Source organism: Vibrio sp. Isolate33 (assembly GCF_022397895.1).
GTDB classification, from domain to species: Bacteria; Pseudomonadota; Gammaproteobacteria; order Enterobacterales; family Vibrionaceae; genus Vibrio; species Vibrio pomeroyi.
The window spans coordinates 61,180-74,942 of the sequence record NZ_JAKEUP010000001.1 but is presented as its reverse complement, the minus strand read 5'-3'; the positions used below and the strand labels follow the sequence as shown (position 1 = coordinate 74,942).

Annotated in this window: 10 protein-coding genes; 5 read left to right on the top strand and 5 right to left on the bottom strand. The window is 42.0% G+C overall.

All coding sequences use genetic code 11. From position 1 onward, the window contains the following. Window positions 1–62: 62 nt before the first annotated feature. The 5 genes from L1D37_RS00310 to L1D37_RS00290 all read right to left on the bottom strand — a co-directional run bounded on the left by L1D37_RS00310 (window position 63) and on the right by L1D37_RS00290 (window position 7,887). Complete coding sequence (locus L1D37_RS00310; RefSeq protein ID WP_176679619.1) at window positions 63–947, bottom strand: LysR family transcriptional regulator; 885 nt, start codon at window positions 945–947, stop codon at window positions 63–65. A gap of 182 nt (window positions 948–1,129) precedes the next feature. Next, complete coding sequence (locus tag L1D37_RS00305) at window positions 1,130–2,515, bottom strand: diguanylate cyclase (protein WP_239846459.1); 1,386 nt, start codon at window positions 2,513–2,515, stop codon at window positions 1,130–1,132. Further along, window positions 2,512–3,099: a response regulator transcription factor gene (locus L1D37_RS00300; RefSeq protein WP_239846458.1), complete on the bottom strand. Its 588-nt coding sequence runs from the start codon at window positions 3,097–3,099 to the stop codon at window positions 2,512–2,514. Before L1D37_RS00300 ends, L1D37_RS00305 begins: the two co-directional genes overlap by 4 nt. Further along, window positions 3,096–4,262, bottom strand: a complete 1,167-nt coding sequence (locus L1D37_RS00295) for an EAL domain-containing protein (protein ID WP_239846457.1) — start codon at window positions 4,260–4,262, stop codon at window positions 3,096–3,098. Before L1D37_RS00295 ends, L1D37_RS00300 begins: the two co-directional genes overlap by 4 nt. Then, window positions 4,252–7,887, bottom strand: coding sequence for a transporter substrate-binding domain-containing protein (locus L1D37_RS00290; RefSeq protein ID WP_239846456.1), 3,636 nt, complete (start codon window positions 7,885–7,887; stop codon window positions 4,252–4,254). Before L1D37_RS00290 ends, L1D37_RS00295 begins: the two co-directional genes overlap by 11 nt. 987 nt (window positions 7,888–8,874) lie before the next feature. Between L1D37_RS00290 and L1D37_RS00285 the strand changes: the two genes are divergently transcribed. The 5 genes from L1D37_RS00285 (at window position 8,875) to L1D37_RS00265 (ending at window position 13,695) form a co-directional block, all read left to right on the top strand. Further along, window positions 8,875–9,834: a DUF2860 family protein gene (locus L1D37_RS00285; protein ID WP_239846455.1), complete on the top strand. Its 960-nt coding sequence runs from the start codon at window positions 8,875–8,877 to the stop codon at window positions 9,832–9,834. Between the two features lie 300 nt (window positions 9,835–10,134). After that, window positions 10,135–10,794, top strand: a complete 660-nt coding sequence (locus L1D37_RS00280) for a winged helix-turn-helix domain-containing protein (RefSeq protein ID WP_239846454.1) — start codon at window positions 10,135–10,137, stop codon at window positions 10,792–10,794. After that, window positions 10,785–11,279, top strand: coding sequence for a hypothetical protein (locus L1D37_RS00275; protein ID WP_345779407.1), 495 nt, complete (start codon window positions 10,785–10,787; stop codon window positions 11,277–11,279). Before L1D37_RS00280 ends, L1D37_RS00275 begins: the two co-directional genes overlap by 10 nt. Window positions 11,280–11,459: 180 nt before the next feature. Continuing rightward, a complete protein-coding gene (ylqF, locus tag L1D37_RS00270) occupies window positions 11,460–12,395 on the top strand; it encodes a ribosome biogenesis GTPase YlqF (protein ID WP_176679611.1) in 936 nt (311 codons plus the stop codon). Window positions 12,396–12,669: 274 nt separating this feature from the next. Then, window positions 12,670–13,695, top strand: a complete 1,026-nt coding sequence (locus tag L1D37_RS00265; protein WP_239846452.1) for a GGDEF domain-containing protein — start codon at window positions 12,670–12,672, stop codon at window positions 13,693–13,695. Window positions 13,696–13,763 lie beyond the last annotated feature (68 nt).

Here is a 13,763-nt window from a genome sequence, read left to right as displayed (position 1 = left end):
AATTGATCGTTCATCAGTTACAGCGATATTGATCTATTTACTTATCTGCTGAGCCAGTGAGCCTAGTTTAAGTACTTCTCCATCACATCAATAAGCAATCGATGTAACGCGTTGTTGCGGTGGGTTTGCTTGATGTAAGCCGCAATTTTGGGGCGACCTGTCGCATAATATGATTCTGGTATTTCAATCGATTTAAAGCCTTCAATCGAGCGACCAAAATTCATCATTATGGTAGCGCATCTTCGACGCTTTAGCAGTCCGAGTAATAGACCAACATCCCCGACGGTGACCTTAGATTCAATTTCAAATCCTTTCTTCTCTAAAATCATTCGCACCACTTGCTTAGAGCCCTTCCAGCCTTTTAGCTCCAAGAAAATAAAGGGCAATGACAATGCCGTTTCTAACGAGTCTGCTTCCATATCATCAGGAAGTACGATGCCGACTGGTAACGAACCAACAGGTAGTTGATAGATACTCTTAGGACATTCTTCATTAAAATTGTGCATGTACACGTCCACATTACCATCTAAGATGCTTTCGATTGGGCGATCACTTGGGCTAACGATACTAATGGGCGCGTTAGGAAACAGTTCAAACAGGTCATTCAATATCAGTTCACCCAAAAAATACTGTGCAACTTGGGGCATCGAGATAGTGATAGGTTTGTCATAAGTTAGCGGATCAAAAGTACTCGTTCCCATACAAGATTCAAGACTGTCTAATCCAGCCTGAATGACGGGAAGCTGTTTCTTAAGAAAATCCGTACTTTCAAAATGGTGTGCATGTCGAATAAACAACTCATCACCAAGCTGCTCTCTTAAGCGAGCAAGGTACTTACTAATAGAAGCCTCGCTCTTGCCCAGAATCTTAGCCACTGGCTTAAGTTGTTGGTGTTTATCCAACAACACCAAGATACGTAGAAGATTTAGATCTAAATCTTTATTCACAGCAACAACCCTTCATCGTAAATTCATAAACTTAGCTAACATGTACACGTTAGTATCTAAGTTTAGTCAATACAAGGGAGCGAGCCATTGCTGACGCTATCCTTTCCACCAGCCGCTATATCTGACGTTCATCTAACATAACGAAGCATCAAATCGATAAGTTAGATTAAGTAAGCATCCAATTAGCGCTGTGCTTTTTGCTCATATAGCTTTTCATCGGCTTTGTGAAACACACTTTCCAGTGACTCACTTGCACCTTTGAAGGCGACGCCAACACTCACGGAAACATCAAAGCCCAATGAAGCGACTTTAGACTCTGTCACTTGCCTTTGTAAGATCTCTGAAGCTTTCTTAGCATTTTCAAAACTGCAATTCGGCATAATAACGATAAATTCATCGCCACCAACTCTTATCAAGAAATCATCACGGCGGAAAACGTCTTTCATTGAATGAGCGATGTGTTGAATCACTTCATCTCCCCAACTGTGACCAAGGTTATCGTTGATCTTTTTAATTCGATCACCATCGATGGCGATAATCGAACACGCTTTTCCTTGCACTGCTTGATTGAAAGATGGCTCGTTATAAATTCGACGGTTGTACAACCCTGTCAGCTCATCTTTTAACGCCGAGTGTTTCGCATCCACTAATTCGTCTTTAGCGATCCTGGCCTTATTGACATAAAAGAGATAGTTAAGGCTAGCGAGCAGCAAAACAACAAACACCCAAAAGTAATCAATAACCAACTTGGAATATGGATAGCGATACGTATAAGTGGTCTGGTTATCCGCAACCGTCGTCTTACTGTAATTGAGGTAGGAGTACGGGTAACCTGGATACGTGACTATTAAGTTGTTGGTGTTATTCTTCGTCTCGTAACCCACATCTAAACCACCGCTTATATAAAGGTCTATATTCACGTTTAACACGTAATCACCAATGATGTTTCCCTCGTCATACACTGGGGTCACAATCGAAATGATTTCCTTTTGGCTTATCAGCCCAATGTGAGGCGGCGATATGATGACCCTATCCGTCAATTGGTATTCTTTCGCGGTGATCGAACACACCTCACTTCCAAGGCAAATATCTCGTGAAAGATGCGCTTCTGACGGAGTGAAGTTCTCAAATTTATTCGGGAATATGTATTTTGAACCCGAATAAGAACGATAAAAATAGACAAAATTATCGTCGATACCACCGAGGTTTTTGTATAACGAAATTTGATGCATTAAATGCCTAACAGCGATTTCGGCTTTATTCAGTTCAGGATCACCAAGAGGATAAATGCTATCAACAAAGTTGATCTCATCAACGCTGTCGAAGTCATGGCTACCCACGTCAGACGTTTGATTGATCTGAGATTCCGTAAACAAGCCCAACAGAACTAAGTTGTCTTTATGTCTATCTAACTGCAACGTGCTTAGATCAAATTCTTTGATGTCATTGTTGATCGCTACCGTGCCAAAACTGACGACAAACAAGAGAAATGACATGGAAGAAAACGTCAGTGAGATCGTCGCCACTTTAAATTTTGGCATTAATTTGATGATTCGTTTAGTCGTCATAATTCAATCACTCTCGACAACTCGACAATACTGTCAACGCTGTACTTGGTAAGCATCCTTCTTTTATAAGTACTGATTGTTTTCTCACTGATAGAGAGAAACTCGGCGGCATCTTTGTTCGTCATTCCCTTAAGCAGTAATTTAGCGACCGTGGCTTCACGAGCAGAAAGCTTAAGCGTTCGTTTTGCCTTGTGTGGGTCATTAATCTCTTTGAAAAACGAGTAGCCTTTTGCAATGGCTTCAATCGCGTCTTTGAGTACGTTGTAATGCTCTGACTTACACACATAACCATGAGCTCCCACTTTGAACGCCATTTCGCTGTAGTAAGCACTGGTTTCAGCAGAATAGAACACGACTCGCCCTTTGAATCCATGCGCTCTAATGCGACGATAAAAGTCGAAGCCATCGCAATCATTCAAATTTACATCCAAGATCAATAAGTCGATGTTTGATTTACGAACAAACTCATTGGCAGTTTTCAACTCTGAAGCCACGTTGACTTGATCAATATGAGGTGAAGACTCAACAAGTGACTTGATCGCAATACAAACCAGAGGGTGATCGTCGAAAATTAAACAGTTCATTTGATATCTATATCTATTTGTTTGACTAGTTCTAACGGCAACGGTTTAGAGACAAAATATCCCTGACACACTTCTACACCGTATTCCTTTAGCAAAGACCAAGTTTCGTGGTCTTCCACCCCTTCAGCGACAAGCTTAATGCCAAGGTTTTTCGCTAAGCCACATATTGATAAAACGATATTCTTTTTCTTTTGGTCATCTTTAATTTCAAAGACAAACGAACGGTCAATTTTCATTTCGTTGAACGGCAGTTGAGCCAACTTTTCCAAAGTCGAATTACCCGTTCCAAAATCATCAATCGATACAGTCACGTCATTCACCCTCAGCTTAGTGAGGTTCTTGTACAAAGAGACACTGTTACGGTAAGTGTCACGCTCTGTAATCTCGATAATGAACGCCGAAGGATTAACGTCTCGCTCTAGGCATCGAGTAATAAAGGTTTGCGCAAAGTCGCTGTCTTCTAAATTGAACTGATCAACATTAATGGCGATTTTCTTGTCCAGATTTCGAATTTTGATGTCGTCTAGCGCGTTATTTAGAACAGTATCAAACAGCTCTGCTGACAATTTACATCGAGTCACAATAGGCAAGAACACATCTGGTGTGAGCACGCCATATTCAGGGTGTACCCATCGAGCCAGCGCTTCATAACCAGACAAATGCTCCGTGACAAAGTCGACTTTAGGCTGGTAGTAGTTCTGTATTTGGCCATTTGCTAATGCCACCAGAAACTCTTCGTCGGTAACCTCGATTTTCTTTCTCGCAGGAAAAGCTTTGTTGGCTGACTTGAGCCTCATCGCTAACACATCTTCAATCGACTTTTGGGTATAGGGTTTTTCAATGATGTCTAACACATCAAATGGAAAGCCTTCACACATGGCACGAATAGCAGAAATCACCGTCAGTTCAACGGAACTGATAAAGACAACATTGCCTTGGTAATTAGCTTCATCCAACATAAACATCATGTCGATTCCGTCATGGACTGGCATTTGAATATCACAAAAGATGATGTCGTAATTTGTAGAAGTAACGCTTTCACAAGCCTCTAACGCGTTGTCGAAAACGGTAACCTTGCAACTTAACTTGGTTAGCAGTTGTTTTAACAAGATCAGATGAATCGGATGATCGTCGACAATCATGATATTAAGATTAGTGTTCATTGGCTTCTAACCACGCTTTTGTAAATTCAATTTCTGACTCAATGGCCCCGACCAATTTCTCTAACTTTTCTTTATTCGCTTTTGGTTCACAACACTCAACGTCTTGGCATAGCGCAGATATTTCACTCGCTCCGATTGCGTTTAACGCCCCCTTAATTCGGTGAACGGTTCGGTTGATGGTTGGCGAATGGAAATCGAAATTCGCGACATCCTCACTCATGGTATCGATAAACACATTGGCAACCGCAATCGCGTCATTTTTGTCGAATCGTTCTAACCAACTGGGAGCGCGGCCAGCAGGCGTTGCGTGCTTCTCCAAAATATCCAATAACTTAGACACACTGTATGGCTTATAAAGAATGTCATCGATCGCTATGTCTTTGGTTTTCTCACGCGCTACTCGTGAGTCTTCCGCAGTGATACCAATCACGACAATATCTTTAAATTGTTCACTGTTTTTGATCTTGCTTGCCAACTCATAACCATCCATTTCGGGCATATGGAAATCAGTAAGCAGTATCTTAATCGAGTTGTGATTAATGTAATCCCATGCCTGAAGTCCGGTATCCACAAACACAGGTTTGATGCCGATTTCGTTCATTTGCAATGTCATCACACTCTGGTTAATTGGATTATCTTCTGCGATAAGAACATCACCATATTGCCAATCGCTCACAGCGTCTGGAGTGAGTAAATTAACGGTGTTCTCATCTGGTTTTACGATCAAATTCAACAAGCTGTCTGGGTACTTCAACTGTTCTTGTTCAATCGTTATTTGGTTATTCAAGTTTCGGCGAACCGTCATGCTGACAAGATTAGATTGCGAACTCTCCGTGATATAAAGATCAGGTGTATTCTCAGACTCTGTTAACTTCCATTCATGACACCAACCCTTTAAGTTGTCAGGGAGATCTCGCGAATACGTTAGGCTCCTGATGGAATAGCCCTCATCATCGCCACATCGTACAAACGGGATAGAAACATTGATTGTGGTACCGCGACTCAACTCAGACTCTATGTGCAGTTCACCTCCCATGCATTGCAGGAGCTGATCAACAATGCTGAGCCCTAGCCCTGTTCCACCATAATGTCTTGTGATGCTGTCATCAGCTTGTACGAAGGGTTTCAGCACTTGCTGTTGTTGTGCTGAAGTCATGCCAATACCGGTATCGGTTATCTCGACAACTAACTGATTATCGACAGCCGCCACCACAACACTGATCTCACCTTCTGAGGTAAACTTCACTGCATTCGACAGCAAGTTCGTGAGTATTTGAGACACACGAATGCCATCAACCATGATCCATCGTTCAGCAAAGGGATGAATCTCAACACGATAATGAAGGTCCTTGCTTTTAGAAATCGGTTCAAAGGTTCTGAATACATCACAAAGAAGCGGTAATAGTTCGACCTTTTCAGCTTTAACAGACAGCACACCCGATTCGATCTTCGACAGATCAAGTACCCCATCCACCAGCTTATTTAGGTGATCGAGAGAACGAAGAGCTTGGTCGACTAAATGGCTGTCTTTATCGTTAACCGCATTGATCTTAATGATGTCGAGCAACCCATGCACAGCAGATAAAGGCGTGCGAAGTTCATGGCTCATGGTAGTGAGTAGGTTCTCTCTTGCTTCAACTGCAAGTTTCGCCTCTTTCTCAGCTTTGATTAACGCGTTTTCACGTTTCTTTTGCGCAGATACATCAAGCAGAGACGTCAGGATAAAGCGCTTATCACTGTTCGATGATGAAATCGTTTTACTCTCTCTGTGAACATGAGAGATATCTAGACGGCAGTCTTCGGCCAAGTGAGTATCGTTGAGGTTATTACCATCAAGAATCGTTTTGATCTCAATCTGATTTCCGACCAATGAAGCCCCACTCGCTTGTGACTTCATGGTACAAACCTGACATTCGTTCGATTGGAACTTAGGGCAGTTACTCAGTAATATCTCGTTCTTATCATTATGAATAAAAACGATATTGTTGATCTCTTGAATGATTTCAGAGAGCCAAATTTTCTCTTTCTCTTCATTACCTGCATTCAACTCCGCAAGTTTGACTTTGTAGCGCAAATTCACCAAAAGCAGATAACCAAGGTATGACAGAGTCACGAACACTACCGATACCAAAGCCGCAAATTTGTTCACGTTGCTGCTGTCGTAACCATAGACCAGATCGAATTTACGATAGTTACGGCGAAGCTTTTCAATCTCTTCCACACTCACCGTATCAATGATGCTGTTCAGTACATTCTTTAACTCGACATTTTTCTTAGAAACTGCGAATGCGATTGAATACGTGATGCCCTCGTCTTTATCAAAAGTCAGTCCTTCAGACGAATCATTCAGAATCATAGAGTACGTAATATCGTTCGGCACATACGCAGCCGAGAGCTCACCACTTCTTAAGTCATCCAGAATCTCTTTCATATCTCGATAGCGTGTGATGTTTCTGTCTTCACGCTCACCAACATTAATGATGCCTTGCTTGCTGACACTCAGAAGAATGCCTTTCTTTTCTGTTTTAGGCAGAGTGCTGGCTTCGTTATGGGTTACTTTGGTAAAACTCGCGCTCATAAATGGTTTGGTGATTAACCACTGGGCCGCTTTAGTTTTCGTCCTATCGCGATATAACACAGGAACAATATCAGCGTTGTATGAGGTGTAACTGGATTCTAGGTTCAACTCAGGGACGACATAATTAAACCCCAACCCTGTTCTTGCAGAAATTAACGCTAGATACTCAACCAGCATGCCATCGAGCTGTCTCTTTTCATTCTCGAAAAGAAACGGATACGCCTCACCATTTGAACTGTATGTGATGACATCTTTGCCGTTCTGGTGAGCTTTAAATTGCGAGATAAGCTTGTCGCTAACGTGGTAAGGGTTCTTGGAGGCGACCGAACGAATACCACGCCCTTCGACTTCCCACAAAAGAATAGAGTCGATGTCTTCTATTAGCTCTGAGTTATCCTTACTGGAAATGAAACGAATTTTCTCTTCAGGTAACCATGAAGGAACATCAACAGCACCTCTCATCACATCTTTATGATCGAGATATTCGTTAATTGAAACGTAGGTAGTCGCAAGCGCATCGGCTTTACCCTGCAAGACTGCTTCGAATGCATCATCTCGTGACGTAGCTTGATAGATTTGCTGCGCACCACGCTTCTCAATAAGTTGGCAATACACGCTTTTGTTGACACACGCCCAAGTCAGTTGCTGTTGGTTACTGTTTTTCAGATACGCATCTCGGTACCAAACAGCCAAAGTGGTAGAAAAAATGGGTGCCGAAAATGCAAACTTCTTTTCTCGTTCTGCTGTTTTGCTAAACCCTAATGCGCCATCAATTTTATTTGCTTCGACATCGCCAAGCAGCTCAGGAATATTTTGGTAGTGCTTAATTTCTAATTTTAAATTTAAGAAGTGACTTATATTTGATAGGTAATCTAAGCTGATACCATAAATAGCCTCAAAGTTACCATGCTCATCACGACTATTATCTGACAGCACACCCACAACAATTTTGTCGTCCCTTTCTTCAGATGCGACAGTGGTCTCTGGAATGACAAAACAGACCAAAGTAATGGCAATAAAAGCGATTGTATTTCTATAGTTCAACATGTAACTTTCCTACAAAACAGGTCGGACATCCTAAACTTGACATCTAATTTGTCAAATTAGGCAACAACCCGCATGTGAAAATAAGTTACTGTTATTTAAAACTTAATATGAATAAGTAGGAAAATTCTCACAACCTTTTCCGCTAAGGACTACGAATAAGGTTCTAAGGATTTGACATGAAACAATACTATTAAAGCTGCACTCAAAAACTCATTAATAAAATATATGTAATTATACAAGTTTATGAAGATCTCAACATTGGTAACGACAATCCATTACACCATAATTGGTACGGTATTGTTACAAAAACGAAAACTGACAAAAGCAACAAATGCTGTATAAATCGGCATAAATTAAAATAACAAAGAATATTTAACTACTATCTTCCTTAATCCATTAAGGTACAAAACCATACTTGCTCTTTCTTGGGTTATCTGTCTAGCCGTATTAGTTAGAACTCGTCAGAATAATCACCAATTAGTAAAGTTAAAGCATATTAAACTTATATCACAAGCTAACAATATACGTATATGTAAAGTGGTAAAATATTAGGTTCACTCTGCAATAACCTCACTGTACCTAAATAGTATCTTCGCTAATCACCGCACGACGCTCAGCAATTACTGGATCTCCTCCACCTGCACTTTTTCTCTTTCTCAAGCATCTAAAAATAGCTAAATCATCTCAAATTATGCACCAGCCCTACCGATAAACAAAAGTGACAAAAAATAATAACCCCATAAATTCATATACTTAACCATAGTTTGTAAGGTCACTTTTTGTTGTTAGCTTTACCTTCGTCACCTATGAATAATGCACATCCAACACATGAATTCACACCAATACCCTTCAGTTTCGTCACGCGCATGAATATCAACGTGAGGTTTCGAGAACACCGGGTGACGTGTATAAAGCATTGATTTCAAGGACTGCATGCTCTCGAGCACCAACAAGGACGATTAAAGTAAGCCTACTATTGAGATTGTTATGAACGCGATAAAATTGTCTTTAATTTCCCTGATTTCTGTAGCGACAGTAAACAACGCGTACGCTGTAGAGTGGGACCAATTCAGTGGCGAGATTCTTTTTGCTACCCTCTATACTCATTCTGATTCCAACCTCTACACAGAGGGCAACCCAAATCTAGGCGAAGATTCCAACCGCGGTGATAACGGCGATAAAACCCTGTTGTTTCCCCTTGGTATCGTTAACTTTGATTTTGGCGAAGATCGAGCTCACCGCTTATACATGGGTACCTCTCGTGATGACTTATCCGTCGGTACATTGGCATTCGAGTTCGGTTACCAAAAACAACTGGATTCCGGTACCACCTTTGATCTGGCCTATCTACCAACCGTTATCCCAGGGGAAGTTTGGACAAACCCTTACAACATGGACGAAACCAGACAAAAAACCGATGTTGATGGAGGGGCGATACGAGTAAAACTGAGTAATCTTGCACAAACCAACATTTCATTAGATATGGCTTATGCCTTCGCGGATGTCGAAGAAGATCATGTTCCTGACGAGCTTCTAGAGCGTGATAGCAAAGCTTATTTCATCAAAGCCCAATATCTCTCGATGTTAAGCCCTCAATCTGGCATCAACTACGGAGTGAGCTACACCTTTCATGATGCTGAAGGTAAAGCCAACCAACATAATCGATATGCCGTTGAAGCCTCATACTTTTTTGTTTCTTCTACTTGTGCATTAGCAGTGACAGGCAATTATGCGCACAGTGATTACCGTGCAGACAATCCAGTATTCGAACGCAGCCGAGCAGATAACAGCTACAAATTGTTTATCGCCTACGAATACAAAGACCTTGGCAGTTGGGAAAACTGGAGCGTTGCGACCTTTACTGGCACACGAAAAAACGAATCTAATATCGATTTCTTCACACACCGTGAATGGCTACTGTCAGCGTCACTGAACTACGCTTTCTAACCCAGTTTAACTACTTCAAACCTAAGCAACATCACACTCACTTTAAGCAAGCCGTTAGCTTCCATAGCTAGCGGCTTTTTATTACTTGCTTGTTGTTTGAGCACAAATAGTGGGCTAATGCTTCAAAACAAGGGCTACAGCGATACATTTCGGTTTAGTGGCGATGGGTGGCGATAACGTAACTAAAATGCGATAACAAATTCACTTCCTATTCAGTTATTTACCTATGGCCAAACTCACTTTAGAACCGCCTGTTTACCTGATGTTGATGAATACTTATATTCATCAACATCAGGGGTATTGTCTAAGGACGATAACCTTACTCGTTTAATAGCAAAAGAATCGGCTTTGCTGAATGCATTGATTAAGCGAGTTCCTGGCGTTCTATCTCGTGAGAACATCGTTCAAGAGCTGTATGAAAACACCTATGCGACAGATGCGACGATCAACCAACTGGTCAAACGTTTAATAAAGGCTATGGGAGACGACCAGCGCTCGCTGATTAGAACAACCCCAAAGCAAGGTTACTTGTTAGCCATAGCACCGAAATTAGTCGAAAAACACCCTCATTCTTCACCAGAAATACCAGCAAAATATTTGGCTGTAAAGCATGGAGACTTCGACCCTGATGATGTCAAAGTTGAAGAGCTGAACCGTGTAAACACCCATTCTATTCAACCGCAAGATGAAAGCCGCCTACAACGTTTTGGCGCTGCGACCGTGATAGGCTGTTTGTTAGCGATAGTCATAGGTTACGGACTGGGTTCTTGGTTCGCTCCATCGGCACGTTATCTAGAACAAGTTTCAGTGGTCGAAGCAGAAGCTCAACACATAGACACGTTATCCCAAACACCAACAGTGGTTATCGACAATAATCAACAAGTTGTGGCGATCTATTTAAAAGACGATGAAGAATCCGTTCATTGTGCTTATCGAGAGCAAGTTACGTTATGCAATTAAAGTCGAAGCACTATAAAGTGATCTCCATGTGGACGATATGTGTTGTGCTTGGCTATTTGCTATTCCAGCTGAACTACACACCAACGAAGCCATTTACTGGGTTTTGGAGCGGTCACACGACTGTTGACTATGGCGAGCGCTCACTAAACATCAGCACTCAACTCATCATTGATGGCCCCGAATCTGAGAGTGCGCGGTTAATTACCACGTTCGAACCAAAATCTAGCACTGCTGCGCCTTTTCAAACCAGCGTCACCAGTAATATACAAGTTCAAGGGCGGGTCGACTCGAAGATCACCTTCTCGCTAACCGAATTGAATTACACTAACAAAGAAGCACTTGAAGCTTACTTGAACCGCCAGTTACCACAAACAGGTAGTCTAGTTTCAGGCAAATCATGGGCAGTCGATGATGATGAAATCTTCATGTATTTAACCCTCGCGTTTGGCGAGAAGATGGGGGTTATTCTTAAGCGTAGAGAGTAGGTAATCAGCTTTGTTACTAATCCTTCCCTAATCCCCCCTCCCAGCCCATCTAACATCGGCTAAAATCATAGTGATGCGACGATAAACCTAAATCTTTATCGTCCCTTTATAGATATGGCTTTACACGCCCTATCCAACCTTTACAATGTGCAGCAAATATATTTATCAAGGTTTATCTCTATGTCTATTCAATGGTTTCCGGGTCACATGCATAAAGCCCGCAAAGAAATCGAAGAAGTTATCCCACAGGTTGATGTGATCATCGAAGTACTGGACGCTCGTATTCCGTTCAGTAGTGAAAACCCAATGATCTCTTCACTGCGCGGCGATAAGCCTTGTGTAAAAGTGTTGAACAAACGCGACCTTGCAGACCCTGAACTGACTCAACGTTGGATTGAGCACTTCGAGAAAGAGCAAGGCGTTAAAGCGATTGCAATCACCACCAGCGTTAAAGAAGAAGTTAACCACGTCATGGAGTTGGTTCGCAAACTTGCACCGCACCGCGAACAGATGGGCAAAAACATTCGCACGATGATCATGGGTATCCCTAACGTAGGTAAATCAACCATCATCAACTGCTTGGCTGGACGTACAATCGCGGTAACAGGTAACCAACCTGCGGTAACTCGTCGCCAACAACGTATCAACCTGCAGAACGGCGTGATCCTTTCAGATACTCCAGGAATCCTTTGGCCTAAAGTGGAAAACCCACACAGTGGTTTCCGCCTAGCAGCAACGGGCGCTGTGAAAGATACGGCGATGGAATATGATGAAGTGGCATTCTACACCGTTGAGTATCTAGCAAAGCAATACCCTCACCTATTGCAAGAACGTTACCAAATCGAAGAGTTGCCAGAGTCAGACATCGAGTTGATGGAAGCGATTGGCCGCAAGCGTGGTGCACTTCGTGCAGGTGGTCATATCGACCTTCACAAATGTTCTGAGATTCTACTTCACGAACTGCGTAACGGTACTCTAGGTAAAGTCACTCTAGAGCTACCTGAAATGATCACTAAAGAATTAGTTGAAGTGGAAGAAGCGGCGGCACTAAAAGCTGAACAACAAGCGAAGAAGAAAGAAGAGCGTCGTAAGCGTTACTTGAAGAACAAGCGTTAATCGCTATTAGCTTTCTAAGCGTTTTTATTAACCACTCTCACACCAGCCTCTAAGATATTCACGTTCTATATACTTTAGAACGTGAATATTGCCCCCACGGTTTGTTGATCTAGCTAACATACTGACAAATCTATAGAAACTGCCGTTTACAATCACAAACACTGTGACATACTACGCAAATTATTGTGTATCAATTACGGCTAGCTTTTCAATGCGCTCCTATTCTGGGTTCAAAAATCAGAGATTTAAAACCTATTTCGATAATGAAATCTATTTGCCGTACATAAATTTCATCTACATCCCGATCTCAATATTCTGTGCTTTTATTGTCACCGACTACATCCATTTTGGTACAGAGTGCCTCGGCCCCATCATTTCACGATTCATACTCTTTATATTAATGATGGCTGTCGCCAGCTATTGCATAAAAAACAAACCCAACGTTTTAGAACTTGTCGAGAGCATATTTCTTGTTATTAGCTCACTGTTTTTGATCTATGTTGGTCGACTCGCTGTTGAGCTAAACAATTTCGATTACCAAGGTGGCATCATTCTCGTCATGATCTACATCGGTACCTTTTCAAGGTTGTCTGCCAAGTACAGCATCACAACGCTTTCCTTTATCTTTTCCTCCTATCTCATTGGCCTTGCTCCCTTACTCTATGACGCAGAGCCTAAACACGAGATAGAGACTATTTCCGTCTACCTTTCTGCCTACATCCTAATTTCGGCCGCTTGTATTAGGCGTGACTTAGAAGTGCATAAGCGTTTCGCTCAATCAGAACAACTGCGTAAACAAGCGATACAACTTCGTAAGCAATCTAATATGTTTGAAGCCCTTTCCTATCAAGATGCACTAACGGGTTGCTACAACCGCCTGTATCTTCACCAGGTCATAGAACCGAGTATCAATCGTCAGCTATCCATCACTTCAATCATGATCGATATCGACCATTTCAAATCAATTAACGACACCTACGGTCATCAAATGGGTGATATGGTAATCAAAGAATTGGCGGCAGAGATTCAGAAAAGATTGCCAAGCAGTAGTAACTGTTTTCGATATGGCGGTGAAGAATTTCTCGTGATGGTGCAAGGTGAAACGGAAACATCAATAAAATCATTAGTTGACTCGCTTTTAGATTCCCCGTCTCGTCTTAGGTTGGAAGTAACCATTTCGATAGGAGTAAAGCATGCCCCACTCGCTATTGGCTCTGTCGAGCAGCTCATCGACGATGCTGACCAAGCGCTCTACATTTCGAAGAAAAACGGTAGGAACCAAGTTACTTGGTGTGATTAGCCGTTTTTATCAAGCTCTACTATTCCCTCTCACAATGATTACAGCTATTAAAAAGCCCCGAGCAATTA